Source organism: Burkholderia pseudomultivorans, assembly GCF_902499075.1.
Classification (GTDB): domain Bacteria; phylum Pseudomonadota; class Gammaproteobacteria; order Burkholderiales; family Burkholderiaceae; genus Burkholderia; species Burkholderia pseudomultivorans.
Genome location: NZ_CABVPP010000034.1, coordinates 50,163 through 76,063, shown reverse-complemented (window position 1 = coordinate 76,063; position 25,901 = coordinate 50,163). Strand labels below are relative to the sequence as shown.

Genomic DNA, 25,901 nt, shown 5'->3' with positions numbered 1-25,901 from the left:
ACTCGGCAGCCAATCGCATACGAAACCCTTTTAAACAGTGCCCCGGCCGTCAAAACGAGGCGCTTTTCAACAGCCTGTTAGAACCTGCAGATCCAGGCTTGCCCGAGAAAGGCGCCGCTGACTTGTTGCAGTTCATTTCGATTGAGCACGCGCATTGATTCGGTCTCCATAAAAAGCGAACTGTTGTCGGCACCCTCTATCCTCACATTCAGCGCCGACGCTTCACTCTATCCGCAGAAACGCTGACGAAAAATATGGATTTCCTCATGGTGACTGGGGAAATTCTCTCGCCGCTCTTGGCCGCACGGATATAACGTGCGACCGCAATGTGGGCGAATATAAAACGCGGCCTTCGAACAGGATCTGCCCAGGTCGCCAACACCCTGTCGACCGTCGCGGCACGCTGCGGCCAATGAAGCGGTGGGGGAAAGCGAAAAATCCCGGCTACAAAAAAGAAAAACCCCGCCAAAAGGCAGGGTCGATCTTTACAGCTTCCGCGTGCGGGAAATCAGAACGGAATATCGTCATCCATCTCGTCGAACCCGCCGCCAGCCGGCGCGCTCGGACGGCTCTGCCCACCGCCGCCACCGCCACGCGCCGCGCCGCCGGCACGACCGCCGCCACCGCCGCGTTCCATCTGCTCGCCGCGACCGCCGCCACCACCGCCGTAGCCGCCGCCATACCCGCCTTCGTCACCGCCGCCACCGCCGCCGCCCGAACCGCCGCGGCCGCCGAGCATCTGCATCTGGTCGGCGACGATTTCGGTCGAGTAGCGGTCCTGGCCGTCCTGGCCCTGCCACTTGCGCGTACGGATGCGGCCCTCGATATAGACCGACGAACCTTTCTTCAGGTACTCGCTGACAATTTCCGCGAGACGGCCGAAGAACGCGACGCGATGCCACTCGGTCATTTCCTTGAATTCGCCGCTTGCCTTGTCCTTGTAGCGATCGGTCGTCGCGAGACGGATGTTCGCAACCGCGTCGCCGCTCGGCAGATAACGGACTTCAGGATCGGCGCCGAGATTGCCGACGAGGATCACCTTGTTGACGGATGCCATGTATTTCTCCAGTAGATTCGATGCCGGGCCGCCCGCGAATGCGTGGGGACGGCCCGCCGGGCGAGCCGGCAAGCTGGCCGGCGCCTGCCCGGATAAAGGATCAGGCCTTGCGCGGCGGCGCTTTCATACTGGCCGCGATTATAAGCCACGCGGCAACGAGCCCCGAGCACGCGAAGAACACCGTGTTCGCGCCGCCGTGCTTCAGCAGCCAGCCGCCCACGACGCCGCCGAGCGCGAGCCCGATCGACTGCGTGGTGTTGTAGACGCCCGTGGCCGCGCCCTTGCGCGAACCGGGTGCGAGCTTCGACACGAGCGAAGGCTGCGACGCCTCCAGGATGTTGAAGCCGAGGAAGTACACGAACAGGATCGCCGCCACCATCATGATGGTATGCGGCGCGCTGCCGAGCAGCAATTGGCCGATCAGGATAGCCAGGATGCCGCCGAGCAGCACCGGCTTCATCTTGCCCCGTTTTTCCGCGACGATGATCGCTGGCACCATCATCACGAACGCGAGCCCCATCACCGGCAGGTACACCTTCCAGTGCGACGCGACCGGCAGCCCGCCGTCGACGAGCAGGCGCGGCACCACGAGGAACAGCGCCGTCTGCGTCGCGTGCAGCACGAGCACGCCGAAGTTCAGGCGCAGCAGCTCGGTGTTGTGCAGCACTTCCGAGAACGGCGCGGGCACGTGCACGGGCCGCGCGGCGTTGGGCACGATCCACAGCACGACGCCGATCGCGAGGATCGACAGCACGCCGACGATCGCGAACAGCCCGCTCATCCCGACCCAGTGGAACACGATCGGCGCGCCGACGATCGCGACCGCGAACGACATGCCGATCGAGCCGCCGACCATCGCCATCGCCTTCGTGCGGTTCTGCTCGGAGGTCAGGTCGGCGATGAACGCGAGCACCGCGGACGATACCGCGCCCATCCCCTGGATCACGCGGCCGACGATGATCCACGTGATGTCGTGCGCGAATGCGGCGACGAAGCTGCCGAGCGCGAAGATCAGCAGGCCGGTCGCGATCACGGGCTTGCGGCCGAACTTGTCCGACGCCCACCCGTAGAAGATGTACAGCAGCGACTGCGTGACGCCGTAGGCCCCGAGCGCGATGCCGACGAGCAGCACGTTGTCGCCGCCCGGGATGCTTTTCGCGTAGACCGAGAACACCGGCATGATCATGAACAGGCCGAGCATGCGCAACGCGAAGATCGCCGCGAGCGACGTGGTCGCGCGCAGTTCGGGCGCAGTCATGCGGGAAGACGTGGCGGACGGATTGGACATCGGGATTGAATTTCGAATGATCGGAATGTCCGCCCGCTGGCGGGCGGCGGAAGATCAGCGCCGGACGATCGGCAAGGCGTGACGCAGGCGGCCTGCAGGCCGCCCCGGAACCGCGCGGCGCGGCTGCTTTCCTCGACACGGGAACGCCTTGCTGCCACCTGCTGCAAAGGCCGGGGGCCCCCAACGACGGTCTCGAAAAGCCGTTATAGTAGCAGGTTTGGTTCCCTCCATTTTCGCCAGGTTCATGGAACAGATCCGTATCCGTGGGGCGCGCACCCACAACCTGAAAAACGTCAATCTCGACCTGCCGCGCCACAAGCTCGTCGTGATTACCGGGTTGTCCGGGTCGGGCAAGTCGTCGCTCGCGTTCGACACCCTTTATGCCGAAGGCCAGCGCCGCTACGTGGAAAGCCTGTCCGCGTACGCCCGCCAGTTCCTGCAGTTGATGGAGAAACCGGACGTCGACCTGATCGAGGGCCTGTCGCCCGCGATCTCGATCGAGCAGAAGGCGACGTCCCACAACCCGCGTTCGACCGTCGGCACGGTCACCGAAATCCACGACTACCTGCGACTTTTGTACGCACGTGTCGGCACGCCCTACTGCCCCGACCACGACATCCCGCTGGAAGCCCAAAGCGTGTCGCAGATGGTCGACGCCGCGCTGGCGCTGCCCGAGGAAACCAAGCTGATGATCCTCGCGCCCGTCGTCGCGAACCGCAAGGGCGAGCACGCGGAGCTGTTCGAGGAGATGCAGGCGCAGGGCTTCGTGCGCTTTCGCGTGCGCTCGGGCGGCGGCACCGCGAACGAGGGCGTCGCGAAGATCTACGAGGTCGACTCGCTGCCGAAGCTGAAGAAGAACGACAAGCACACGATCGACGTCGTCGTCGACCGGCTGAAGGTGCGCCCCGACATGAAGCAGCGTCTCGCCGAATCGTTCGAGACGGCGCTGCGCCTCGCCGACGGCCGCGCGATCGCGCTCGAGATGGATACCGACCGCGAGCACCTGTTCAGCTCGAAGTTCGCGTGCCCGATCTGCTCGTACTCGCTGCAGGAACTCGAGCCGCGCCTGTTCTCGTTCAACAACCCGATGGGCGCGTGCCCGGAATGCGACGGCCTCGGCCAGATCACCTTCTTCGACCCGAAGCGGGTCGTCGCGCATCCGTCGCTGTCGCTCGCCGCGGGCGCCGTGAAGGGCTGGGACCGCCGCAACCAGTTCTACTTCCAGATGCTGCAGAGCCTCGCGGCGTTCTACGAGTTCGACATCGACACCGCATTCGAGGACCTGCCCGAGAAGATCCGCAAGGTGCTGCTGTTCGGCTCCGGCAAGCAGACGATCCCGTTCTCGTACATCAACGAGCGCGGCCGCACGACGGTGCGCGAGCACGTGTTCGAGGGGATCATCCCGAACCTCGAGCGGCGCTACCGCGAGACCGATTCGGTCGCGGTGCGCGAAGAGCTGTCGAAATACCAGAACAACCAGCCGTGCCCGTCGTGCGACGGCACGCGCCTGCGCCGCGAGGCGCGCCACGTGCGGGTCGGCACCGGCGACTACGCGCGCGGCATCTACGAAATCAGCAGCTGGCCGCTGCGCGACGCGCTCGGCTATTTCGACGGCCTGACGCTCGACGGCGCGAAGCGCGAGATCGCCGACAAGGTGATCAAGGAAATCGTCGCGCGGCTGACGTTCCTGAACAACGTCGGCCTCGACTACCTGTCGCTCGAGCGCAGCGCCGAAACGCTGTCGGGCGGCGAGGCGCAGCGCATCCGGCTCGCGTCGCAGATCGGCTCGGGCCTCACCGGCGTGATGTACGTGCTCGACGAACCGTCGATCGGCCTGCACCAGCGCGACAACGACCGGCTGATCGGCACGCTGAAGCACCTGCGCGACCTCGGCAATTCGGTGATCGTCGTCGAGCACGACGAGGACATGATCCGCACGGCCGACTATGTCGTCGACATGGGCCCCGGCGCGGGCGAGCACGGCGGCGTGGTGGTCGCGGAAGGCACGCCGAAGCAGGTGCAGGCGAACCCGCAGTCGCTGACGGGCCAGTACCTGGTCGGCAAGCGCACGATCGAATATCCGGACGAGCGGATCGCGCCCGATCCCGAGCGGATGCTGCGCATCGTCGACGCGCACGGCAACAACCTGAAGCACGTCGATCTCGATCTGCCGGTCGGCCTGCTGACCTGCATCACCGGCGTGTCGGGCTCCGGCAAGTCGACGCTGATCAACGACACGCTGTATCACGCGGTCGCGCGCCACCTGTACGGCTCGTCCGCCGAGCCGGCCGCGCACGAGGCGATCGAGGGCCTCGAGCACTTCGACAAGGTGATCAACGTCGACCAGTCGCCGATCGGCCGCACGCCGCGCTCGAACCCGGCCACCTACACGGGCCTGTTCACGCCGATCCGCGAGCTGTTCGCGGGCGTGCCGACCGCGAAGGAGCGCGGCTACGACCCGGGCCGCTTCTCGTTCAACGTGAAGGGCGGCCGCTGCGAGTCGTGCCAGGGCGACGGCGTGCTGAAGGTCGAGATGCACTTCCTGCCGGACGTCTACGTGCCGTGCGACGTCTGCCACGGCAAGCGCTACAACCGCGAAACGCTCGAGGTGCAGTACAAGGGCAAGAGCATCAGCGAAGTGCTCGACATGACGGTCGAACACGCGTATGAATTCTTCGGCGCGGTGCCGGTCGTCGCGCGCAAGCTGAAGACGCTGCTCGACGTCGGCCTCGGCTACATCCGCCTCGGCCAGTCGGCTACCACGCTGTCGGGCGGCGAGGCGCAGCGCGTGAAGCTGTCGCTCGAACTGTCCAAGCGCGACACGGGCCGCACGCTGTACATCCTCGACGAGCCGACCACCGGCCTGCACTTCCACGATATCGCGCTGCTGCTCGAGGTGATCCACCGGCTGCGCGACCAGGGCAACACGGTCGTGATCATCGAGCACAACCTCGACGTGATCAAGACGGCCGACTGGGTGATCGATCTCGGCCCCGAAGGCGGCGCCGGCGGCGGCCAGATCATCGCGCAGGGCACGCCCGAGCAGGTCGCGAAGACGAAGGCGAGCTTCACCGGCAAGTATCTCGCGCCGCTGCTCAAGCGCCCGACCCGCAAAGTCGCGGCGGGCTGACCCGCTCCTCCCCGCGCGGCCGTCGGGCCGCGCGCCTCGTCCGGGCCGCGCCGCCGGCCCCGCGTTTTCCCTTCTGTGTTTACACCACGCGCCAAAGGCCCGCTTGCGGACCATAATGGCAGCTATACTTTACGGTCGTAAGATTCGCCGCACGCACCAATCCGGTGCGACGCCGGGCGAGCGCCGCTGCACCGCGCATCGGGCGGGACGGCACACGAACGACAGGAATCCACGATGGAGAAGCAACAAGAGTCGCGCGACGCGCAAAACCGCGAGCCGCACCTGCGCAGCGTGCGGCTGACGAGCGACTTCAGCCTGCCGAAAATGTCGGCAATCGAAATCGGCAGCTACGCGTTCGCCATCGTCGCGATGTGGCTCGTCATCGAGCTGAAGCTGCTCGGCGGGCTATTGGCCGGCCTGCTCGTCTATCAGCTGATCCACACGATCGCCCCCGCGATCGAACGTCATACCACCAGCATGCGCGCGCGCTGGGTCGCCGTCGTGCTGGTCGCGATCGCGATCGTCGGCGGCCTCACCGGCCTGTCGATCGGCATCGTCGAGCATTTCGAGCACACGGTGCCGAACCTGCAGAGCCTGCTCGACCAGCTGATGCAGATCGTCGAGCAGACCCGCGCACGCACGCCGGCGTGGATCGCGAACCTGCTGCCGGTCGACGTCGAACAGATGAAGACGAAGGCCGCGGTGCTGATGCACACCCACATGGACCAGCTCCAGCAAGGCGGCAAGAACGTTGCGCGCGGCTTCGGCCACGTGCTGTTCGGGATGATCATCGGCGCGATGATCGCGATCGGCGTCGAGCACGGCAAGGCGCGCCGGCCGCTGTCGACCGCGCTCGTCACGCGCGTGTCGCGCTTCGCCGACGCGTTCCGCCGGATCGTGTTCGCGCAGATCAAGATCTCGGCGATCAACGCGGCGTTCACCGGCCTCTACCTGCTCGTCGCGTTGCCGATTTTCCATCAGCGGCTGCCGCTGTCGAAGACGCTGGTGCTGGTTACCTTCATCGTCGGCCTGCTGCCCGTGATCGGCAACCTGATCTCGAACACGCTGATCGTCGCCGTGTCGCTGTCGGTCAGCATGGGCACCGCGATCGCGTCGCTCGCGTTCCTCGTGATCATCCACAAGCTCGAATACTTCCTGAACGCGAAGATCATCGGCGGCCAGATCGAATCGCGCGCGTGGGAGCTGCTGCTCGCGATGCTGATCATGGAAGCCGCGTTCGGGCTGCCGGGCGTGATCGCCGCGCCGATCTTCTATGCGTACCTGAAGCGCGAACTGTACATGCTGCGGCTGATCTGACGCCCGCGCCCGCGCGATAAAAAAGCCGCACCCTTCACGGGGTGCGGCTTTTTCGTTTGCGGCGGCCTGGCTTGCCGGTCGGTTGTCTGTCGATCACCGGCCGGCCATTCGGGCGATCAGCGGAACACGACCGTCTTCGTCCCGTTCAGCACGATCCGGTGCTCGACGTGCCACTTCACCGCGCGCGCGAGCGTCACGCACTCGACGTCGCGGCCGATCGCGGTGAGCTGGTCGGGCGTCATGCTGTGGTCGACGCGCTCGACTTCCTGCTCGATGATCGGGCCTTCGTCGAGGTCGGTCGTCACGTAGTGCGCCGTTGCGCCGATCAGCTTCACGCCGCGGTCGAACGCCTGGTAGTACGGCTTCGCGCCCTTGAAGCTCGGCAGGAACGAATGATGGATATTGATCGCGCGGCCGGCGAGCTGCCGGCACAGGTTCGGCGACAGGATCTGCATGTAGCGCGCGAGCACGACCAGATCGGCGCGGTTCTCCTCGATCACCTCCAGCACGCGCGCTTCCTGCGCGGCCTTCGCCGCCTCGGACGCACCGGCGGCCAGCGGGAAGTGATGGAACGGCACGTTGTAGCTCGCGGCGAGCTGGTAGAAGTCCTTGTGATTCGACACGATCGCCGCGATCTCGATCGGCAGCTGGCCGGTGCGATACCGGAACAACAGGTCGTTCAGGCAGTGGCCGATCTTCGATACCAGGATCACGACGCGCGGCTTCACGGCCGCGTCGTGCAGTTCCCAGCGCATCGCGAACTGCTCGGCGAGCGGCGCGAACTCCTCGCGCAGCCGCTCGAGCGCCGACGCGGCATCTGCGCCGCCGCCGTCCTGCTCGAAATGCACGCGCATGAAGAATTCGCCGGTGCGGCTGTCGCCGAACTGCGCCGAATCGAGGATGTTGTTGCTGCGCTCGAACAGGAAGCCCGAGACCGCATGGACGATGCCGTGCCGGTCCGGACACGACAGTTTCAAGATAAAGCTGTGATCGGTCGACATGACCGCTACTCCCTTCGTTTCCGTATTCGTCAAATGGCCCGTTCGCACCGCCGGGCCGCGCACCGCGTCATGCGGGCGGCGCGAACAGCGCGTCGATGCCCGCCGCGTCGGCCGCCGCGAGCCAGCGATGGCGCAGCAGCGTGTCGAGCATCGCGAGGCTCGCGTCCATCGTCGCGCGGCCTTCGCGCAGCCAGCCGATCACCTCCGGCACGCCGGCCAGCAAGTGTTCGGCCACTTCGCCGTCCTGGTTGTGCGGCGCGAAGTCGTGCGGCAGCGGCAGGTCGTACACGAAGATCAGTTCGGACTGCGTGCCCTCCGGCAGCGAGCTCAGCACCTGCACCGCGCGGCCCGCGATCGCGCGCGCCGCGAGCCCGGCCGGAATGCCGGCCTCTTCCCAGCACTCCTTCGTCAGCGTCTCGTGAACGCCGAAGCCCCAGCCGATGCCGCCCGCGACGACGTTGTCGAGCATGCCGGGATCGGTCGCCTTGGTCGCGCTGCGGCGGCCCAGCCACATCTGCGGCACCGCCGGCGCAGCCGCATATTCTACGATGCCGTTCAGGTGTACCGCATAAGTCTGCGTGCCGAAAAAGCGCGACGCGGCCCGCTCGATATACGCGAGCGGCGGATCGTCGAAGCGGTTGCGGATCGCGTAGATCTCGTCGCGCCAGCCGGGAATCGCCCCTTCGGCCGCGAGCGCGCCGATCGCACTCGCCAGCGCCATGCTGCGCGCGTCGACCGTGTCGTAGCGCGCCGACAGCACGACGCGCGTGTCGGTCAGCTCGAACACGTCGGGCCAGCGCGCGAGCTTCGCGACGTCGTGGCGGCGCACCCAGCCGACCGCCTGCCCGGCGATCTCGAAACGCAGGTGCGCGGCCGGATCGAAGCGGCGCGCGGCCGCGATACAGGGAAACGTCATCGTCGTCAGTCCTTCAGCGCCACGCGGATGCCGATCGCGATGAAGGTCGCGCCGGCGAGCCGGTCGAGCCACATGCCGGCCTTCGGGCGCCGCTTCAGCCACGCGCCGATCATGCCCGCGCCGACGCCGAACAGCGAGAAGATCGCGGCCGTCTGCAGCATGAACAGCGCGCCGAGTTCGAACATCTGCAGCGTCACGCCCTGCGCGCCGTGCGGATCGACGAACTGCGGCAGGAACACGACGAAGAACAGCGTGACCTTCGGGTTCATCAGGTTGCCGATCACGCTCTGCCGGAAAATCACGCCGAGCGGCTGCGGCGGGCGCGCATGCGCGTTCGCGAGCCCCTGGCTGCGCAGCGCCTTGATGCCGATCCACACCAGATACGCGGCGCCCGCGAGCTTCAGGATCTGGAACGCGACCGGCGACGAGCGCAGCACGGCCGCGACGCCGAGCGCCGCCAGCGTCGTGTGGAACAGGATCCCGGCCGTGAAGCCGAGCGCGGCGACGAAGCCGGCCGCGCGGCCCTGCGAGATGCCGCGCGCGAGCACCTGCAGGTTGTCGGGTCCCGGCGCGAACGTGATCGCGATCGACGTGGCGAGAAACAGCATGAAGTTCGGCATCGTGGCCTCGCTGCGTGGGCCGGCGCTCAGTGGCCGGAGAATTCGGTAACGGTGTAGACCGGCAGCCCCGCGTTGCGCAGCAGCGCCGAGCCGCCCAGATCGGGCAGGTCGATGATCGCCGCGCCCTCGACGACCTCCGCGCCGAGCCGCTGCAGCAGGTTGCGCCCCGCCATCATCGTGCCGCCGGTCGCGATCAGGTCGTCCATGATGATCACGCGGTCGCCCGGCTTGCACGCGTCCTCGTGGATCTCGACCGTCGCGCTGCCGTATTCGAGCTCGTACGACTCCGAGCAGGTCTTGTACGGCAGCTTGCCGACCTTGCGGATCGGCACGAAGCCGACGCTCAGCTCGTACGCGACGATCGGCGCGATGATGAAGCCGCGCGCGTCGAGACCGGCGACATAGTCGAGCTTCGCATCGACATAGCGCTCGACAAACAGGTCGACGAGGATGCGCAGCGCCTTCGGGCTCTGCAGCAGCGTCGTGATGTCGCGGAACATCACGCCCGGCTGCGGCCAGTCGGGCACCGTGCGGATCTGGCTGTGAATGAAGGCGACCGGATCGAGCGGTGCGCCCGACGACGAATGCGGCATGAAACTCTCCGAAAAAAACGGTGCGCGAAGATCGGGCACCGTTTCTGGTAAATACGGGTCAGGTTATCGATCGACCGGCGACTCAGGCCGCCACGGCCGGCGGGTCGCGCCGATGGCGCGACAGCCGCTCCTCCGCGAGCGCCAGCGCCTCGGGCAGCCCGCGCAGCACGACGATGTCGCTCGCGCGCAGCTTGGTCTGCGGATCGGGCTCGACGCCGCGAATGCCGTGCCGGCGGATCGCCGTGACTTCGAGCCCGAGCGCGTACAGCCCGAGTTCCTCCAGCGAGCGCCCGACCGCATCCGCACGCGCGTCGACCGGCACCGATTGTAGCCGCACCTGCTCGTGGTCGTCGTCGTCCGCGTCGTCGGCGCCGCGGAAATAGCCGCGCAGCAGGCTGTAGCGCTCGTCGCGCATCTCCTCGACGCGCCGCACGACCTTGCGCATCGGCACGCCGACCAGCACCAGCGTATGCGACGCGAGCATCAGGCTGCCCTCGACGATCTCCGGAATCACCTCGGTCGCGCCCGCCGCGAGCAGCTTCTCGAGATCGGCGTCGTCGACAGTGCGCACGATCGCGGGCAGCGTCGGCTCGAGTTCGTGCACGTGATGCAGCACGCGCAGCGCCGACGGCGTGTTCGCATAGGTGATCGCGACCGCCGCCGCGCGGTGGATACCGGCCGCGAGCAGCGACTCGCGGCGCGCCGCGTCGCCGAACACGACCGATTCGCCGGCCGCGCCGGCCGCGCTCACGCGGTCCGGGTCGAGGTCGAGCGCGACGTACGGAATGCCTTCCTGCTCGAGCATGCGCGCAAGGTTCTGCCCGGCGCGGCCATAGCCGCAGATGATCACGTGACCGCGCTGCTTCAGGCTCTGCGTCGCGATCCGCGTCATCTGCAGCGACTGCTGCATCCATTCGGTCGACGACAGCCGCATCACGATCCGGTCGGCGTTCTGGATCAGGAACGGCGCCGCGAGCATCGACAGCAGCATCGACGCGAGGATCGCCTGCAGCAGCGTCGCATCGACGAGGTGCCGATCGAGGATCAGGTTCAGCAGCACGAAGCCGAATTCGCCGGCCTGCGCGAGCCCGATGCCGGTGCGCATCGCGACGCCCGGCGTCGCGCCGAACAGCCGCGCGAGCCCCGCGATCATGGTCCCCTTGAACAGGATCTGCCCGACGAAGAAGCCGAGCACCAGCAGCGGGTGCTCCCAGATCACGCGCGGGTCGAGCAGCATCCCGGTGGTCACGAAGAACAGGCCGAGCAGCACGTCGCGGAACGGCTTGATGTCCTCCTCCACCTGATGGCGGAACGGCGTCTCGGAGATCAGCATCCCCGCGATGAACGCGCCGAGCGCGAGCGACAGGCCGAACTTGTCGGTGATGAACGCGGCGCCGAGCGTGACAAGCAGCAGGTTCAGCACGAACAGTTCCTGCGAGCGGCGCCGCGCGACGACGTTGAGCCAGCGCGTCATGAACTTCTGGCCGACGATCAGCAGCAGCGCGAGCGCGATCACGATCTTGACGGCCGCGAAGCCGAGCGTGATCGCGAGGTCCTTCGACGATTCGGCGCCGAACGCGGCGATCACGATCAGCAGCGGCACGACCGCGAGATCCTGGAACAGCAGCACGCCGAAGATGTTGCGGCCATGCTCGGTCTCGATCTCGAGCCGTTCGGCGAGCATCTTCGACACGATCGCCGTCGACGACATCGCGAGCGCGCCGCCGAGCGCGACGGCGCCCTGCCACGTGATGTGCACCCAGCGCTCGAACAGCAGCCCGAGCAGGACCGCGAGCGCCAGCGTCGCGACGACCTGCATCAGGCCAAGCCCGAACACGAGCCGCTGCATCGCGCGCAGCTTCGCGAGCGAAAATTCGAGGCCGATCGAGAACATCAGGAACACCACGCCGAATTCCGCGAGATGCTCGGCCCGCTCGAGATCCGCGGCGACGCCGAACGCATGCGGGCCGACCAGGATGCCGACGGTCAGGTAGCCGAGCATCGGCGGGAGGTTCAGCGAGCGGAACACGACGACGCCCACCACCGAAGCCAGCAGCAGCAGGAGCGTCATTTCGAGCGGGGAAATCACGGGCAAAGCGTCCTCGTTCGTCGGTGCCGTCGCGCGGCGGGCGCGGCGGCGTAGCGTGGGATAGGCGCATCGGACGAGTCCGAAGGGCCGGCGCGGCGAACAAACGCCTTTGCTATACTCCGCGCATGATAGCGAAAATCAATGATGATCGGGCGCTCGCGCTCGCCCGCGACGTGCTCGACATCGAGGCGGACGCCGTGCGCGCGCTGCGCGACCAGCTCGACGGCGACTTCGTCCAGGCCGTCGCGCTGCTGCTCGGCTGCCGCGGCCGCGTCGTGGTGTCCGGAATCGGCAAATCGGGGCATATCGCCCGCAAGATCGCGGCAACGCTGGCCAGCACCGGCACGCCGGCCTTCTTCGTCCATCCGGCCGAAGCCAGCCATGGCGACCTCGGCATGGTCACGGCCGAAGACGTGTTCATCGGCATTTCCTATTCGGGCGAGTCCGAAGAACTCGTCGCGATCCTGCCGCTCGTGAAGCGGATCGGCGCGAAGCTGATCGCGATCACGGGCCGCGCGGAATCGAGCCTCGGCACGCTCGCCGACGTGAACCTGAACGCCGCGGTGTCGAAGGAAGCCTGCCCGCTGAACCTCGCGCCCACCGCAAGCACGACCGCCGCGCTCGCGCTCGGCGACGCGCTCGCCGTCGCGGTGCTCGACGCGCGCGGCTTCGGCTCGGACGACTTCGCGCGCTCGCATCCCGGCGGCGCGCTCGGCCGGCGCCTGCTCACCTACGTACGCGACGTGATGCGCTCGGGCGACGACGTGCCGAGCGTCGGGCTCGACGCGACGCTGTCAGACGCGCTGTTCCAGATCACCGCGAAGCGGCTCGGCATGACGGCCGTGGTCGACGCGAACCGCAAGGTCGTCGGCATCTTCACCGACGGCGACCTGCGCCGCGTGCTCGCACGCGACGGCGACTTCCGCTCGCTGTCGATCGCCGACGTGATGACGCGCGACCCGCGCACGATTGCGCCGGATCACCTGGCGGTCGAGGCCGTGGAACTGATGGAGCGCCACCGGATCAACCAGATGCTGGTGGTCGATGCCGACGGCGTGCTGATCGGCGCGCTGAACATGCACGACCTGTTTTCGAAGAAGGTGATCTGATGAGCGCTGCGCTGACCGCGGCCGAACGCGCAAGCCGCATTAGGCTGATGATTTTCGACGTCGACGGCGTGCTGACCGACGGCGGCCTGCTGTTTACCGCCGCCGGCGACGCGATGAAGTCGTTCAATTCGCTCGACGGCCACGGCGTGAAGCTGCTCGGCGAAGCCGGCATCGCGACCGCGATCATCACGGGCCGCCGCTCGGAGATCGTCGCGGCGCGCGCGAAGGAAATGAAGATCACGCACCTGTTCCAGGGCGTCGAGAACAAGCTGACCGTATTCGCGGACCTGATCGCGTCGCTCGGCCTCGCGCCGGACGCGTGCGGCTACATGGGCGACGACTGGCCCGACCTGCCGGTGATGCTGCGCTGCGGCTTCGCAACCGCGCCGGCCAACGCGCACCCCGAGGTGATCGCCCGCGCGCACTGGGTTGCCGAGGCCCGCGGCGGCCATGGCGCGGTGCGCGAAGTCTGCGACGCGATCCTGCGCGCGCAGCGGCGCTACGACGCGCTGCTCGCGGCCGCCTGCGGAGCCTGACGGATGAACACGCATTTCCGCTGGACCCAGCTGCTGCCGCTCGCCGCCGTCGCGGCGCTGGCCGGCGTCACGTGGTGGCTGCTGCAGGCGACGCTGCCGCCGCCCGGCGAGGGCGCCGTGCAGCCCAAGCGCCATACGCCCGACTATTTCGCGGACAACTTCTCGGTCACCGAACTCGACCAGTCCGGCACGACCCAGTACCGGCTGACGGCCGCGAAGCTGATCCATTACGAAGACACCGAGTCGAGCGACCTGACCGACCCGGCGATGCGTGCGTTCCAGCCCGGCAAGCCGGTCGTGACGACCACCGCGCTGCGCGGCACGGTCAACGGCGACGTGTCGATCGTCGACCTGTACGACAACGCGCGGATCCTGCGCGCGGCCGGCGGCGGCGATCCGCAGATGCAGGCCGATTCCCAGCATTTCCGGATCTTCGTCAATGACGATGTGATCCAGACCGAAAAGCCGGTTAAACTTCAGCGCGGCCTGTCGCTCGTCAACGCGACCGACGGCATGAAGTACAACAACGTCACCCGGGTCATCGAACTTTACGGCAACGTGCGCGGCACGATCGCCGCGTCGGATGCGTCCGGCGGCTCGAAAGACCAACCCAAGTGACGCTTCCCTCACGTGACTGCATGAACGAACCGTTCCCTCGACAGAATTCCGGCGGCGCTGCGCGCGCCGTCCGCGCCGCGCTCGCCGCGGCGCTCGTGGCGCTCCCGCTGGCCGGGCTGGCGCCGCTCGCCCATGCCGAGAAGGCCGACCAGAACAAGCCGATCAACGTCGAGGCGGACAACCTGACCTATGACGACCTGAAGCAGGTCACGGTCGCGACCGGCAACGTCGTGATCACGAAGGGCACGATCAAGATCACCGGCGATCGCGTCGAAGTGCGCCAGGACCCGGAGGGCTACCAGTACGCGACGTCGTTCGGCAGCGGCAAGAAGCACGCGACGTTCCGCCAGAAGCGCGAAGGCCTCGACGAATACATCGACGGCGATTCCGAGCGCATCGACTACGACGGCAAGCAGGACCTGACGACGCTGACGACCGCCGCGACCGTGCGCCGCCTGCAAGGCACCTCGACGATCGCCGACACCGTGCACGGCAGCGTGATCACGTACGACGGCCAGCACGACTTCTATACCGCGAAGGGCGGCAAGGACGTCGCCGCGCCGGGCAACCCGAACGGCCGCGTGCGCGCGATGCTGTCGCCGAAGAACGGCGGCCCCGCGCCGCTGAACGGCGCGCCGGCCCGGCTGTCGCCGTCGACCGGGATCCAGGGAGCGCCGGGCCAATGAACGCGCTACCGAACCGCCAGCCGGCCGGCACCACCAGTTCGCTCGTCGTGCGCAACCTGAAGAAGCGCTACGGCTCGCGCACGGTCGTCAAGGACGTGTCGCTCGACGTGAAGAGCGGCGAAGTGGTCGGCCTGCTCGGCCCGAACGGCGCCGGCAAGACCACCTCGTTCTACATGATCGTCGGCCTCGTGCCGCTCGACGCGGGCGAGATCTCGCTGAACGGCAGCTCGATCAGCCTGCTGCCGATCCACAAGCGCGCGTCGCTCGGCCTGTCGTACCTGCCGCAGGAAGCGTCCGTGTTCCGCAAGCTGACCGTCGAGGAAAACATCCGCGCGGTGCTCGAGCTGCAGCACGGCGACGACGGCAAGCGGCTGTCGAAGGACGCGATCGCGTCGCGCACCGAGGCGCTGCTCGACGAGCTGCAGATCGCCCACCTGCGCGAGAACCCCGCGCTGTCGCTGTCGGGCGGCGAACGCCGCCGCGTCGAGATCGCGCGCGCGCTCGCGACCAACCCGAGCTTCATCCTGCTCGACGAACCGTTCGCGGGCGTCGACCCGATCGCGGTGCTCGAGATCCAGAAGATCGTCAAGTTCCTGAAGCAGCGCAATATCGGCGTGCTGATTACCGACCACAACGTGCGCGAAACGCTCGGCATCTGCGATCACGCGTACATCATCAGCGACGGCTCGGTGCTCGCGGCCGGCGCGCCGAGCGAGATCATCGAGAACGAAAGCGTGCGCCGCGTGTACCTCGGCGAACATTTCCGCATGTAACGCCTTCCTGGCAGCACCCCGCCCGGCCCCCGCCGCGCGGGGCCGCGCCCCGTGCCGCGGCAAGGCCGCCCGGCGGGGCGCCGCGCCGCGCGTAATCGCGGATGGCTCAATGCGCCTGGGTCGTGGCACACTGCCGGTATGACTCTCTCTCTGCCATGAAAGCCAGCCTCCAACTCCGCCTGTCGCAACACTTGGCGCTGACGCCTCAGCTACAGCAGTCGATCCGGCTCCTGCAGTTGTCGACGCTCGAACTGCAGCAGGAAGTGGCGATGGCCGTCGCCCAGAACCCGCTGCTCGAAAACGACGACGAGTGGATCGCCAGCCCGCTGCGCGTCGCGGCGGACGGATCGCTGATCGCGCAGACGCCGCCCGCGTCGAACACCGAGCCGGCCGTCGCGAACGGCAACGGCCAGTCGACCGATCGCGCGGAGCGCGACGAGCCGGCCGGCGCCGACGAATACGACGCCTACGCGTCCGGCGACGGCAACGACGGCCCGCAATGGAACCTCGACGAATTCGGCCGCGCGAGCGGCGCGTCGGACGACGACGACCTGCCGCCGCTGCAGGTGCAGGAAGCCGCGATCTCGCTGCGCGACCACCTGTCCGCGCAGTTGCGCGTCACGCAGGCCAGCCCGCGCGACCGCGCGCTCGTGATCTTCCTGATCGAATCGCTCGACGACGACGGCTACCTGACCGCGACGCTCGACGAGGTGCTCGCCGACCTCCCGCCCGAACTCGAAGTCGACTGCGACGAACTGAACGCGGCGCTCGCGCTGCTGCACAGCTTCGACCCGGCCGGCGTCGGCGCGCGCTCGGCGTCCGAGTGCCTGAAGCTGCAACTGCTGCGGCTCGATCCGTCCCCGACCCGTACGCTCGCGCTCGACATCGTGTCGCAGCATCTCGAGCTGCTGGCCGCGCGCGACTTCACGCGGTTGCGCAAGCACCTGAAGGCGAGCGACGACGCGCTGCGCGACGCGCATGCGCTGATCCGCTCGCTGGAGCCGTTCCCCGGCGCCGCATACGGCAAGGCCGAGGCCGACTACGTGGTGCCCGACATCATCGTGAAGAAGGTCGGTCAGGGCTGGCAGGCCGAGCTCAATCCCGAGGTCGTGCCGAAGCTGCGGATCAACAACCTGTACGCGAACATCCTGCGCAACAGCCGCGGCGATCCGTCGGCCGGATCGCTGAAGCAGCAGCTGCAGGAAGCGCGCTGGCTGATCAAGAATATCCAGCAGCGCTTCGACACGATCCTGCGCGTCGCACAGGCTATTGTCGAACGTCAGAAGAATTTCTTTGCGCATGGCGAAATTGCCATGCGCCCCTTGGTTTTGCGGGAAATAGCTGATACGCTGGGCCTACACGAGTCGACTGTCAGCCGTGTGACAACCGGCAAGTACATGCTGACCCCGTTCGGGACGCTTGAATTTAAGTACTTCTTCGGATCGCACGTCTCGACCGACACCGGAGGCGCCGCTTCGTCGACCGCCATCCGAGCCCTGATCAAGCAACTGATAGGAGCCGAAGACCCAAAATCGCCGCTTTCGGACAGCCGCATTGCCGAGCTGCTGGCAGAACAAGGCTTCGTGGTCGCGCGCCGCACGGTTGCCAAGTATCGCGAAGCCCTCAGGATCCCGGCAGTGAATCTGCGCAAGTCTCTTTAAGCCTGCTGCCTGCCCGGCGGCAGGCGTGTTCCGGCCACCGCGCACACGGGGAACAGGCCGGGCGACCTGTCCGCGATTCGCCGCCTCGAACGGCACGGGCAAGTCGACCGGAGCGCCGCCTCGATGCGGCCGGGTGGTCACTCGCTTGGAGAAGCACTATGAACCTGAAGATCAGTGGACATCATCTCGAAGTCACGCCTGCAATTCGCGAATACGTGATCACCAAGCTGGACCGGGTGCTACGGCATAGCGATCAGGTGATCGATGGCACTGTGATCCTCTCGGTCGACAACCACAAGGAAAAGGACAAGCAGCAGCGCGCGGAAATCAATCTGCACCTGAAGGGCAAGGACATCTTCGTCGAAAGTTCGAACGGCAACCTGTATGCGGCGATCGATCTGCTGATCGACAAGCTGGACCGCCAGGTCGTCAAGCACATGGAGCGCCTGCAGACGCACGCGCATGATCCGATCAAGCTGCAGCCGGCCGTCGAACAAATCGAACTGCCGCCGCAATAACCGTTACTGTTGCACACACGCCGCCCGGTTCGCCGGGCGTTTTTTTTGCGGCGCCGCGCGGTGCAGTCGATGGTCCGACCGCGCTGCACCACGCGCGCGGCTGTGTTCTATAATGCTCCGGTTATCGCCGGGGGGCGTTGGACGCGGTAGCCGTGCCTTGCGGGTTGCCGATGCCGAACGCCTTGATATCGCCGAACATGGAAAATCAGTCTGCCGCCGCAAGGAGACCCCAGGCCGCCCAATCGCCTGCCAACATGAATCGCCTAGCCAAAATCCTGCCCATAGAGAACGTCGTCATCGACCTCTCCGTCACCAGCAAGAAACGCGTCTTCGAACAAGCCGGGCTGATCTTCGAGAATCAGAACGGCATCGCCCGCAGCACCGTCACGGACAACCTGTTCGCGCGCGAGCGCCTCGGCTCGACCGGGCTCGGCGAAGGCGTCGCGATTCCGCACGGGCGCATCAAGGGCCTCAAGCACCCGCTCGCCGCGTTCGTCCGCCTCGCCGACGCCATCCCGTTCGAAGCGCCCGACGGCCAGCCGGTTTCCCTCCTGATTTTCCTGCTCGTCCCCGAGCAAGCCACCCAGCAGCACCTCGAAATCCTGTCGGAAATCGCGCAGCTGCTGTCCGATCGCGACGCGCGAGAGCGTTTGCACAACGAAACGGATACCGCCGAGTTGCATCGCCTGCTCACTCAGTGGCAACCTTGAGTTGATCCGGGCGGAATATTTTCCCGTACGTGGCGGCATGTGCCGCCGCCCAGGGCCGCCCGGCGCCGGTCCCGCACCGCGACGCCCGTCGCTGCGCGCAGGCACCGGTTCATTGGAGTGACGCAGTCATGGATACGTCCAGCATCAACGCCCAGAGCATCTTCGACGACAACGCGGCCACGCTGAAGCTGAGCTGGCTCACGGGGCATGAAGGCTGGGAACGCGGCTTTTCCGCCGACACCGTCGGCAACGCGACGTCGAGCGCCGACCTCGTCGGCCACCTGAACCTGATCCACCCGAACCGGATCCAGGTGCTCGGCGAAGCCGAAATCGACTACTACCAACGCCAGACCGACGAAGACCGCTCGCGCCACATGGCCGAGCTGATCGCCCTCGAGCCGCCGTTCCTGGTCGTCGCCGGCGGCGCCGCGGCGCCGCCCGAGCTGGTGCTGCGCTGCACGCGCTCGTCGACCCCGCTGTTCACGACGCCGATGTCGGCCGCCGCGGTGATCGACAGCCTGCGCCTCTACATGTCGCGCATCCTCGCGCCGCGCGCGACGCTGCACGGCGTGTTCCTCGACATCCTCGGGATGGGCGTGCTGCTCACCGGCGACTCGGGCCTCGGCAAGAGCGAACTCGGCCTCGAATTGATCAGCCGCGGCCACGGCCTCGTCGCCGACGATGCAGTCGACTTCGTCCGTCTTGGCCCCGATTTCGTCGAAGGCCGCTGCCCGCCGCTGCTGCAGAACCTGCTCGAGGTGCGCGGCCTCGGCCTGCTCGACATCAAGACGATCTTCGGCGAAACCGCCGTGCGGCGGAAGATGAAGCTGAAGCTGATCGTCCAGCTGGTGCGGCGTCCGGACGGCGAATTCCAGCGCCTGCCGCTCGAAAGCCAGACCGTCGACGTGCTCGGTCTGCCGATCAGCAAGGTGACGATCCAGGTCGCGGCCGGCCGCAACCTCGCGGTGCTGGTCGAGGCGGCCGTGCGCAACACGATCCTGCAGTTGCGCGGAATCGACACGTTGCGCGATTTCATGGATCGGCAACGACTCGCGATGCAGGATCCCGACAGCCAGTTCCCCGGCAAGCTCGTATAGCGTCCGCTCGCACCGGCCACCGCGTCGAGCCGGTGCTATGATGAAACGTCAGGATCCTCTGCTTCCCATGCGCATCGTCCTCATCACCGGCATCTCCGGCTCCGGCAAGTCCGTCGCGCTGAACGCGCTCGAAGACGCAGGCTACTATTGCGTCGACAACCTGCCGCCGCATGTGCTGCCCGAACTCACCCGCTATCTCGCCGAGGAAGGCCAGCGCCGGCTCGCGGTCGCGATCGACGCGCGCTCGAGCGCGTCGCTCGACGAGATGCCGGGCCTGATCCGCGCACTGTCGCGCGAGCACGACGTGCGCGTGCTGTTCCTCAATGCGAGCACCCAGGCGCTGATCCAGCGCTTCTCCGAAACGCGCCGCCGCCATCCGCTGTCCGGCTCGCCGTCGCACGACGCGAACGTCGGGCTGCTGTCGTCGCTCGAGGAGGCGATCGAGCGCGAGCGCGAACTCGTCGCGCCGCTCGCCGAGTTCGGCCACCAGATCGACACCAGCACGCTGCGCGCGAACGCGCTGCGCACCTGGGTCAAGCGCTTCATCGAGCAGAAGAACAACGACCTGATGCTGATGTTCGAGTCGTTCGGCTTCAAGCGCGGCGTGCCGCTCGACGCGGACCTGATGTTCGACGTGCGCGCGCTGCCCAATCCGTACTACGACCACGAGTTGCGCCCGCTCACCGGGCTCGACCAGCCGGTCATCGCCTTTCTCGACGCACTGCCGATCGTCCACCAGATGATCGACGACATCCATGCGTTCCTGATGAAATGGCTGCCGCACTTCCGCGAAGACAACCGCAGCTACCTGACCGTCGCCATCGGCTGCACGGGCGGTCAGCATCGCTCGGTATTCATCGCGGAAACGCTCGCCGCGCGCGTCGCGCACGAGGCGAACGTGATCGTGCGGCATCGTGACGCGCCGGTGGATGTCGACGCGTCGTCGCGGCTCGTCACCGAGGTCGACCGACCCTAGCGACGGCCCGCCCAACGCCCGCGCGCCATGTCCTCCCTATCGACCACCCTGATCGACCTGCCGCTGTTCCCGTTGCATACGGTGCTGTTTCCCGGCGGCCTGCTGCCGCTCAAGGTGTTCGAGGCGCGCTATCTCGACATGTCGCGCGCGTGCCTGCGCGACAATGCGCCGTTCGGCGTCTGCCTGCTGAAAAGCGGCCCCGAGGTCGCGCAGGACGGCGCGGTGTCGGTGCCCGAGACGATCGGCTGCATGGCGCGCATCACCGAGTGCGACACCGGCGAATTCGGCATGCTGTTCCTGCAGGCGATCGGCACGCAGCGGTTCGAACTGCTGTCTTACCGCGTCGAATCGAACGGGCTGCTGGTCGGCATCGCCGAGCCGCTGCCCGACGACATCCCGCTCGAAGGCGAACAGGCGCTCGCGCAGTTCGGCTCGTGCGCGGAGGTGCTCGAACGCATCATCGATGCGCTGAAGAAGAAGACCGAGCCGGACAAGCTGCCGTTCGCCGAACCGTTCCGCCTCGACGACCCGAGCTGGGTATCGAACCGCCTCGCGGAACTGCTGCCGCTCGATTTGCGCGCGCGGCAGAAGCTGATGGAGTTTCCGGACGTCGGCGCGCGCATCGACGCCGTGCACCACGTGCTCGATCGGCACGGCTGGTTGTAAGCGTCTCGCAGCCGGCCCCCTTCCCGCCTTTACAGCAGCGGCCCGCTCAGCGCATCGAGCAGCTTGCGCACCGGCGCCGGCACGCCGTACGCGTCGAGCCCGGCAAGCGGTACCCATGCCGTCTCCGCCTCCTGCGCGTGCACGGCCGCCGGCGCGCCGCCGTCGGCCAGCTCGCTCAGGCGCGGCTCGATCTCTAGCCGGAAATGCGTGAAGGTATGCGTGAGCGGCGCGAGCGGCACCGGGCCGCCGCCGCCGAAGCGGCGCGCGAGATCCGCGAGCGCGGCATCGCCGTCGGCCTGCGGCAGGCTCCACAGGCCGCCCCAGATGCCGGCCGGCGGACGCCGCTCGAGCAGCACGGCGTCGCCGTCGCGCAGCACCAGCATCCAGGTCTTGCGCGTCGGCACGGTCTTCTTCGGCCGCGCGGCCGGCAGTTCGCGCTGCCGGCCCGTCGACTGCGCGACGCAGTCGCCCGCAAACGGACAGCGCGCGCAGTCGGGCTTGCCGCGCACGCACAGCGTCGCGCCCAGATCCATCAGCCCTTGCGTGTAGGCGCTCACGTCGGCCGCGTTCGCGGCATCGGGCAGCAGCGATTCGGCAAGCGCCCACATATCGTTCTCGACGCGCTTCTCGCCCGGAAACCCTTCGACGCCGAACACCCGCGCGAGCACGCGCTTCACGTTGCCGTCGAGGATCGTTGCGCGTGCGGCATACGCGAACGACGCGATCGCCGCAGCCGTCGAGCGGCCGATGCCGGGCAGTTCGGCGAGCGCGTCGGGCGTGGCCGGAAACGCGCCGCCGTGTTCCGCGACCACGACCTGCGCGCAGCGGTGCAGGTTGCGCGCGCGCGAGTAGTAGCCGAGCCCCGCCCACAGCGCCATCACGTCGTCGATCGGCGCGGCCGCAAGCGCGGCGACGTCCGGATAGCGTTCGAGAAAGCGCGTGTAATACGGGACGACGGTCGATACCTGCGTCTGTTGCAGCATGATTTCAGACAACCAGATCCGGTACGGATCGCGGGTGTTCTGCCACGGCAGGTCGTGACGGCCGTGCACGCGCTGCCATGCGATCAGGCGCGTGGCGAAGGTGCGGTGCAGCGGCGTGACGGGAAACGGAGCGGGGGCGATGCGGGGCGGCTTCAAGTTTTCGGATCGGAAGAAAGGGAGTTCAACGCTGGCAGGTCGGACAGAAATAGGTCGACCGCTGGCCCTGCACGATTTGCCGGATCGGCGTGCCGCATACGCGGCACGGCGCGCCCGCGCGATCATAGACGAAGCAGTCGAGCTGGAAATAGCCGCTCTCGCCGTTGCTGCCGACGAAATCGCGCAACGTGCTGCCGCCGCGCTCGATCGCGTCGGCCAGCGTCGCGCGCGCTGCGTCGGCCAGCCGCTCGTAGCGCGCCAGCGACACCTTGCCGGCGGCGGTGGTCGGGCGGATGCCGGCGCGGAACAGGCTCTCCGACGCGTAGATGTTGCCGACGCCGACGACGATGTCGCCCGCGAGCAGCGCCTGCTTGACCGACACTGTGCGCCCGCGCGTGCGCGCGTGCAGCAGCGCGCCGCTGAACGCCGGCGAGAACGGCTCGACGCCGAGGCTCGCGAGCAGCGGATGCGCATGCACGTCGCCCGCCTCGCGCGGATGCCACAGCACGGCGCCAAAGCGGCGCGGATCGCGGAACCGCAGCACGAATTCGTCGAAGATCCAGTCGATGTGGTCGTGTTTCGCGGCGACCGGCACGCCGGCGGCCGGCAGCACGCGCAGCGTGCCGGTCATGCCCAGATGGACGATGAACCAGCCCGCATCGATTTCGAACAGCAAATACTTGCCGCGGCGCTCGACGGCAAGCACTTCGCGCGCGCGCAGCTGTTCCGCGAGCCCGGCCGGCACGGGCCAGCGCAGCATCGCGGTACGGACGTCGACACGCTCGACGCGGCGGCCTGCGACAAAGGGCTCGATGCCCCGGCGCGTGACTTCGACTTCTGGCAACTCTGGCATGGTTTGCGGGTCTGAAACCCGATGATCACGATCGTGCGTGTATTGTAGCGAGCGCGTTACAATCGGTTGAAACATCGAACGGATTTCCATGACCCTGCCCTCGAAGCTGCTTCAGAAGCGCCCCGCCGCCGCCGCCGAGCGCGGCGCGCGCGCATTCCCGGTCCGCCGTGCGCTCGGTGCCGCGCTGTTCGCCGTCTGGACCCTCACCGCCTTCCCGGCTCACGCGCAGGATCCGGCAACGGACGACGCGGAGTCGCAGGGTGCGTTCGATCATGTGATGCCGGACGAGAAGAAGGATCTCCCCGGCGTCGCACTGACGAGCCAGATCGTCTACCAGGTGCTCGCCGCCGAGGTCGCGCTCCAGCGCAACCAGCCTGCGCCGGCGTACCAGACCTACCTCGCGCTCGCGCGCGACACGCGCGATCCGCGCATGGCGCAGCGGGCGACCGAGATCGCGCTCGGCGCGCAAAGCCCGGCCGACGCGTTGTCCGCCGCCAACCTGTGGCGCCAGTACGCACCCGACTCGAACCGCGCATCGCAGGTGGACGCCGCGCTGCTCGTGCTCGCCGGCAAGCCGGCCGACGCGCAGCCGATGCTCGCGCGCGAACTCGCACGCGCGACCGGCGAGACGCGCGGCCCGGCGATCCTCGCGCTGCAGGCGCTGCTCGTGCGCGGCCCCGATCGCGTCGGCGGCCTCGCGGTGCTGAAGGACATGCTGAAGAACGACATGAGCCGGCCCGAGGCGCAGCTCGCGATCGCGCGCCAGCAGCTCGCGGTCGACGACAAGGAAGGTGCCGCGCAGTCGCTGAAGCAGGCGCTGCAGATCCGCCCCGACTACCTGCCCGCGGCGCTGATGCTGTCGCAGATGGGGCCGGCGGAGCGCGCGGCCGGCATCGCGTCGTTCGAGAAGTATGTGCAGCAGAATCCGAAATCGCGCGATGCGCGGCTCGCGCTGTCGCAGCTCTATCTCGCCGACGATCGCCTCGACGACGCGCAGAAGCAGTTCGAGACGATGCGCAAGCTCGACGCGAAGGATCCGACGCCGCTAATGGCGCTCGCGCTGATCAAGATCCAGCAGAAGAAGCTCGACGATGCGAGCGCGTACCTGAAGCAGTACGTGCAACTCGGTGCGAAGCAGCCGGATCTCGACGTCGGCCAGGGCTACATCTACCTCGCGGAAATCGCGATCGAACAGGGCAACGACGCACAGGCGTCGCAATGGCTCGACAAGGTCGACCAGACGAGCCAGCACTACCTGCCCGCGCAGATCACGCGCGCGCAACTGCTGCAGAAGCAGGGCAAGACCGACGAGGCGCGCAAGGTGCTCGACGACCTGCCGGTCAGCGATCCGCGCGACGCGGCCGTGATCGCGCGCACCGACGCGTCGATCCTGTTCACCGCGAAGCGCTATCCGGAGGCCGAAGCGCGCCTCGGACAGGCGGTCCAGGACTTCCCCGACGATCCCGACCTGCGCTACGACTACGCGATGGCGGCCGAGAAGACCGGCCACTACGCGACGATGGAAAAGCAGCTGCGCGAGCTGATCCGTACGCAGCCCGACAATCCGCAGGCGTACAACGCGCTCGGCTATTCGCTCGCCGATCGCAACCAGCGCCTGCCGGAGGCAAGCAAGCTGATCGAGAAAGCGCTGTCGCTCGCGCCGAACGACGCGTACATCATGGACAGCCTCGGCTGGGTGAAATACCGGATGGGCGACACGGCCGGCGCGGCGAAGATCCTGCGCCGCGCGTACGAGCTGCAGCCGAACGCCGAAATCGGCGCGCATCTCGGCGAAGTGCTGTGGAAGACCGGTTCGCAGGACGATGCGCGTTCCGCGTGGCGCGCCGCGCAAAAGCTCGAGCCGGACAACGAGACGCTCGTGCAGACGCTGAAGCGCTTCCAGATCAACGGTCTTTGATGCGGATGTTCCCGATGCTTTCCCTGTCTTCCCGCGCGCAGCGCACGCTGGCCGCGGCCGGCGCGGCGCTCGCGCTCGCCGGCTGCGCGAGCACGCCGCCGTCGGCGCACGCGCCGGCCGGCGCCGCGCTGCAAACCGCCGCGACGCATGCCTATCACGGCCGCTTCGCGGTGCAGTACAACGACCGTCTCGGCAAGCCGCAGAACGTGTACGGCAACTTCGACTGGCAGGAGCACGGCGACGACGTGTCGCTCGAACTGCGCAGCCCGCTCGGCCAGACGCTCGCGATCGTCAAGTCGACGCCGCAGGTCGCGACGCTCGAATTGCCGAACCGCCAGCCGCAGTACGCGACCGATGTCGGCGAGCTGATGCAGAACACGCTCGGCTTCTCGCTGCCGCTCGCGGGCCTGCGCTACTGGCTGCTGCCGACGCCCGCGCCCGCGACGCCCGCCGAGACGGTGCGCGACCCGGCCGACGGCACGCGCGTCAAGCAGATCCGCCAGGACGGCTGGACCATCGATTACCTCGCCTACGCGGACGCCCCGGCCACGGGCGTCAAGCGCGTCAACCTCGTGCGCGCGACGCCGCCGCTCGACATCAAGCTCGTGCTCGACCAGTGAGCACCCACCC

At 67.6% G+C, this 25,901-nt stretch carries 24 protein-coding genes; 15 read left to right on the top strand and 9 right to left on the bottom strand.

Going from position 1 to position 25,901, the window contains the following annotated elements; all coding sequences use genetic code 11:
* Positions 1 to 508: 508 nt before the first annotated feature.
* On the bottom strand, positions 509 to 1,057 hold the full coding sequence (locus BST28156_RS21360) for a single-stranded DNA-binding protein (RefSeq protein WP_060242957.1): 549 nt from the start codon (positions 1,055 to 1,057) through the stop codon (positions 509 to 511).
* Between the two features lie 100 nt (positions 1,058 to 1,157).
* Complete coding sequence (locus BST28156_RS21355; protein WP_174903329.1) at positions 1,158 to 2,345, bottom strand: MFS transporter; 1,188 nt, start codon at positions 2,343 to 2,345, stop codon at positions 1,158 to 1,160.
* A 244-nt stretch (positions 2,346 to 2,589) separates the two neighbouring features.
* Here BST28156_RS21355 and uvrA point away from each other — a divergent pair, with 244 nt between their 5' ends.
* Positions 2,590 to 5,475, top strand: coding sequence for an excinuclease ABC subunit UvrA (gene uvrA, locus BST28156_RS21350; protein WP_174903328.1), 2,886 nt, complete (start codon positions 2,590 to 2,592; stop codon positions 5,473 to 5,475).
* Between the two features lie 234 nt (positions 5,476 to 5,709).
* Positions 5,710 to 6,792, top strand: a complete 1,083-nt coding sequence (locus tag BST28156_RS21345) for an AI-2E family transporter (RefSeq protein WP_174903327.1) — start codon at positions 5,710 to 5,712, stop codon at positions 6,790 to 6,792.
* A gap of 116 nt (positions 6,793 to 6,908) precedes the next feature.
* Here the strand turns inward: BST28156_RS21345 and purU are convergent, their stop codons facing one another.
* The 5 genes from purU to BST28156_RS21320 form a co-directional block, all read right to left on the bottom strand.
* On the bottom strand, positions 6,909 to 7,793 hold the full coding sequence (gene purU, locus BST28156_RS21340) for a formyltetrahydrofolate deformylase (protein ID WP_174903326.1): 885 nt from the start codon (positions 7,791 to 7,793) through the stop codon (positions 6,909 to 6,911).
* Between the two features lie 67 nt (positions 7,794 to 7,860).
* Entirely contained in the window at positions 7,861 to 8,709 is an 849-nt protein-coding gene (locus BST28156_RS21335; RefSeq protein WP_174903325.1) for an NUDIX hydrolase, read from the bottom strand.
* 5 nt (positions 8,710 to 8,714) lie between these two features.
* Entirely contained in the window at positions 8,715 to 9,329 is a 615-nt protein-coding gene (locus BST28156_RS21330; protein WP_060246918.1) for a LysE family translocator, read from the bottom strand.
* Positions 9,330 to 9,355: 26 nt separating this feature from the next.
* Entirely contained in the window at positions 9,356 to 9,922 is a 567-nt protein-coding gene (locus BST28156_RS21325) for an adenine phosphoribosyltransferase (protein ID WP_060246916.1), read from the bottom strand.
* Between the two features lie 82 nt (positions 9,923 to 10,004).
* Positions 10,005 to 12,011: a monovalent cation:proton antiporter family protein gene (locus tag BST28156_RS21320; protein WP_174903324.1), complete on the bottom strand. Its 2,007-nt coding sequence runs from the start codon at positions 12,009 to 12,011 to the stop codon at positions 10,005 to 10,007.
* Positions 12,012 to 12,136: 125 nt separating this feature from the next.
* Here BST28156_RS21320 and kdsD point away from each other — a divergent pair, with 125 nt between their 5' ends.
* The 11 genes from kdsD (at position 12,137) to BST28156_RS21265 (ending at position 21,361) form a co-directional block, all read left to right on the top strand.
* Positions 12,137 to 13,120 carry an arabinose 5-phosphate isomerase KdsD gene (gene kdsD, locus BST28156_RS21315; RefSeq protein ID WP_060246911.1) on the top strand — a complete coding sequence of 328 codons (984 nt, stop codon included), beginning with the start codon at positions 12,137 to 12,139 and terminating at the stop codon, positions 13,118 to 13,120.
* On the top strand, positions 13,120 to 13,656 hold the full coding sequence (locus tag BST28156_RS21310) for a KdsC family phosphatase (RefSeq protein WP_060246909.1): 537 nt from the start codon (positions 13,120 to 13,122) through the stop codon (positions 13,654 to 13,656). Before kdsD ends, BST28156_RS21310 begins: the two co-directional genes overlap by 1 nt.
* 3 nt (positions 13,657 to 13,659) lie before the next feature.
* Positions 13,660 to 14,274 (top strand): LPS export ABC transporter periplasmic protein LptC, encoded by a 615-nt coding sequence (gene lptC / locus BST28156_RS21305; RefSeq protein WP_174903323.1) that lies wholly within the window; start codon positions 13,660 to 13,662, stop codon positions 14,272 to 14,274.
* A gap of 20 nt (positions 14,275 to 14,294) precedes the next feature.
* Positions 14,295 to 14,960, top strand: a complete 666-nt coding sequence (gene lptA, locus BST28156_RS21300; protein WP_059482823.1) for a lipopolysaccharide transport periplasmic protein LptA — start codon at positions 14,295 to 14,297, stop codon at positions 14,958 to 14,960.
* The gene (lptB, locus tag BST28156_RS21295) at positions 14,957 to 15,733 is read left to right on the top strand and encodes an LPS export ABC transporter ATP-binding protein (RefSeq protein ID WP_009693752.1); all 777 of its coding nucleotides are present in this window, start codon (positions 14,957 to 14,959) and stop codon (positions 15,731 to 15,733) included. Before lptA ends, lptB begins: the two co-directional genes overlap by 4 nt.
* A 155-nt stretch (positions 15,734 to 15,888) precedes the next feature.
* Positions 15,889 to 17,394, top strand: coding sequence for an RNA polymerase factor sigma-54 (locus tag BST28156_RS21290; protein ID WP_060246903.1), 1,506 nt, complete (start codon positions 15,889 to 15,891; stop codon positions 17,392 to 17,394).
* 158 nt (positions 17,395 to 17,552) lie between these two features.
* Complete coding sequence (hpf, locus tag BST28156_RS21285; protein ID WP_009693755.1) at positions 17,553 to 17,912, top strand: ribosome hibernation-promoting factor, HPF/YfiA family; 360 nt, start codon at positions 17,553 to 17,555, stop codon at positions 17,910 to 17,912.
* A gap of 197 nt (positions 17,913 to 18,109) precedes the next feature.
* Positions 18,110 to 18,622 (top strand): PTS sugar transporter subunit IIA, encoded by a 513-nt coding sequence (locus tag BST28156_RS21280; RefSeq protein ID WP_040129020.1) that lies wholly within the window; start codon positions 18,110 to 18,112, stop codon positions 18,620 to 18,622.
* A gap of 128 nt (positions 18,623 to 18,750) precedes the next feature.
* Positions 18,751 to 19,719 carry an HPr(Ser) kinase/phosphatase gene (gene hprK, locus BST28156_RS21275; RefSeq protein WP_006483133.1) on the top strand — a complete coding sequence of 323 codons (969 nt, stop codon included), beginning with the start codon at positions 18,751 to 18,753 and terminating at the stop codon, positions 19,717 to 19,719.
* Between the two features lie 67 nt (positions 19,720 to 19,786).
* A complete protein-coding gene (rapZ, locus tag BST28156_RS21270) occupies positions 19,787 to 20,695 on the top strand; it encodes an RNase adapter RapZ (protein ID WP_009693757.1) in 909 nt (302 codons plus the stop codon).
* 27 nt (positions 20,696 to 20,722) lie between these two features.
* Positions 20,723 to 21,361, top strand: a complete 639-nt coding sequence (locus BST28156_RS21265; RefSeq protein ID WP_060246900.1) for an LON peptidase substrate-binding domain-containing protein — start codon at positions 20,723 to 20,725, stop codon at positions 21,359 to 21,361.
* Positions 21,362 to 21,390: 29 nt separating this feature from the next.
* Here BST28156_RS21265 and mutY read toward each other — a convergent pair whose 3' ends face one another.
* Together mutY and mutM are read right to left on the bottom strand one after the other, a co-directional pair.
* Entirely contained in the window at positions 21,391 to 22,500 is a 1,110-nt protein-coding gene (gene mutY / locus BST28156_RS21260; RefSeq protein ID WP_174903322.1) for an A/G-specific adenine glycosylase, read from the bottom strand.
* 25 nt (positions 22,501 to 22,525) lie between these two features.
* Positions 22,526 to 23,353: a bifunctional DNA-formamidopyrimidine glycosylase/DNA-(apurinic or apyrimidinic site) lyase gene (gene mutM, locus BST28156_RS21255; RefSeq protein ID WP_174903321.1), complete on the bottom strand. Its 828-nt coding sequence runs from the start codon at positions 23,351 to 23,353 to the stop codon at positions 22,526 to 22,528.
* A gap of 88 nt (positions 23,354 to 23,441) precedes the next feature.
* On the opposite strand from mutM, the gene BST28156_RS21250 reads away from it, so the two are divergent.
* Positions 23,442 to 25,271 (top strand): tetratricopeptide repeat protein, encoded by a 1,830-nt coding sequence (locus BST28156_RS21250; protein WP_174903320.1) that lies wholly within the window; start codon positions 23,442 to 23,444, stop codon positions 25,269 to 25,271.
* Positions 25,271 to 25,891, top strand: a complete 621-nt coding sequence (lolB, locus tag BST28156_RS21245; RefSeq protein WP_174903319.1) for a lipoprotein insertase outer membrane protein LolB — start codon at positions 25,271 to 25,273, stop codon at positions 25,889 to 25,891. The genes BST28156_RS21250 and lolB overlap by 1 nt, the downstream gene beginning before the upstream one ends.
* The last annotated feature ends 10 nt before the right edge of the window (positions 25,892 to 25,901 follow it).

What these genes read in the sequence shown, in the direction of transcription:
- BST28156_RS21360 (WP_060242957.1), bottom strand. Translation starts at nt 1,057, where the DNA reads ATGGCATCCGTCAACAAGGTGATCCTCGTCGGCAATCTCGGCGCCGAT.
- BST28156_RS21355 (WP_174903329.1), bottom strand. Translation starts at nt 2,345, where the DNA reads ATGTCCAATCCGTCCGCCACGTCTTCCCGCATGACTGCGCCCGAACTG.
- uvrA (WP_174903328.1), top strand. Translation starts at nt 2,590, where the DNA reads ATGGAACAGATCCGTATCCGTGGGGCGCGCACCCACAACCTGAAAAAC.
- BST28156_RS21345 (WP_174903327.1), top strand. Translation starts at nt 5,710, where the DNA reads ATGGAGAAGCAACAAGAGTCGCGCGACGCGCAAAACCGCGAGCCGCAC.
- purU (WP_174903326.1), bottom strand. Translation starts at nt 7,793, where the DNA reads ATGTCGACCGATCACAGCTTTATCTTGAAACTGTCGTGTCCGGACCGG.
- BST28156_RS21335 (WP_174903325.1), bottom strand. Translation starts at nt 8,709, where the DNA reads ATGACGTTTCCCTGTATCGCGGCCGCGCGCCGCTTCGATCCGGCCGCG.
- BST28156_RS21330 (WP_060246918.1), bottom strand. Translation starts at nt 9,329, where the DNA reads ATGCCGAACTTCATGCTGTTTCTCGCCACGTCGATCGCGATCACGTTC.
- BST28156_RS21325 (WP_060246916.1), bottom strand. Translation starts at nt 9,922, where the DNA reads ATGCCGCATTCGTCGTCGGGCGCACCGCTCGATCCGGTCGCCTTCATT.
- kdsD (WP_060246911.1), top strand. Translation starts at nt 12,137, where the DNA reads ATGATAGCGAAAATCAATGATGATCGGGCGCTCGCGCTCGCCCGCGAC.
- BST28156_RS21310 (WP_060246909.1), top strand. Translation starts at nt 13,120, where the DNA reads ATGAGCGCTGCGCTGACCGCGGCCGAACGCGCAAGCCGCATTAGGCTG.
- lptC (WP_174903323.1), top strand. Translation starts at nt 13,660, where the DNA reads ATGAACACGCATTTCCGCTGGACCCAGCTGCTGCCGCTCGCCGCCGTC.
- lptA (WP_059482823.1), top strand. Translation starts at nt 14,295, where the DNA reads ATGAACGAACCGTTCCCTCGACAGAATTCCGGCGGCGCTGCGCGCGCC.
- lptB (WP_009693752.1), top strand. Translation starts at nt 14,957, where the DNA reads ATGAACGCGCTACCGAACCGCCAGCCGGCCGGCACCACCAGTTCGCTC.
- BST28156_RS21290 (WP_060246903.1), top strand. Translation starts at nt 15,889, where the DNA reads ATGAAAGCCAGCCTCCAACTCCGCCTGTCGCAACACTTGGCGCTGACG.
- hpf (WP_009693755.1), top strand. Translation starts at nt 17,553, where the DNA reads ATGAACCTGAAGATCAGTGGACATCATCTCGAAGTCACGCCTGCAATT.
- BST28156_RS21280 (WP_040129020.1), top strand. Translation starts at nt 18,110, where the DNA reads ATGGAAAATCAGTCTGCCGCCGCAAGGAGACCCCAGGCCGCCCAATCG.
- hprK (WP_006483133.1), top strand. Translation starts at nt 18,751, where the DNA reads ATGGATACGTCCAGCATCAACGCCCAGAGCATCTTCGACGACAACGCG.
- rapZ (WP_009693757.1), top strand. Translation starts at nt 19,787, where the DNA reads ATGCGCATCGTCCTCATCACCGGCATCTCCGGCTCCGGCAAGTCCGTC.
- BST28156_RS21265 (WP_060246900.1), top strand. Translation starts at nt 20,723, where the DNA reads ATGTCCTCCCTATCGACCACCCTGATCGACCTGCCGCTGTTCCCGTTG.
- mutM (WP_174903321.1), bottom strand. Translation starts at nt 23,353, where the DNA reads ATGCCAGAGTTGCCAGAAGTCGAAGTCACGCGCCGGGGCATCGAGCCC.
- BST28156_RS21250 (WP_174903320.1), top strand. Translation starts at nt 23,442, where the DNA reads ATGACCCTGCCCTCGAAGCTGCTTCAGAAGCGCCCCGCCGCCGCCGCC.
- lolB (WP_174903319.1), top strand. Translation starts at nt 25,271, where the DNA reads ATGCGGATGTTCCCGATGCTTTCCCTGTCTTCCCGCGCGCAGCGCACG.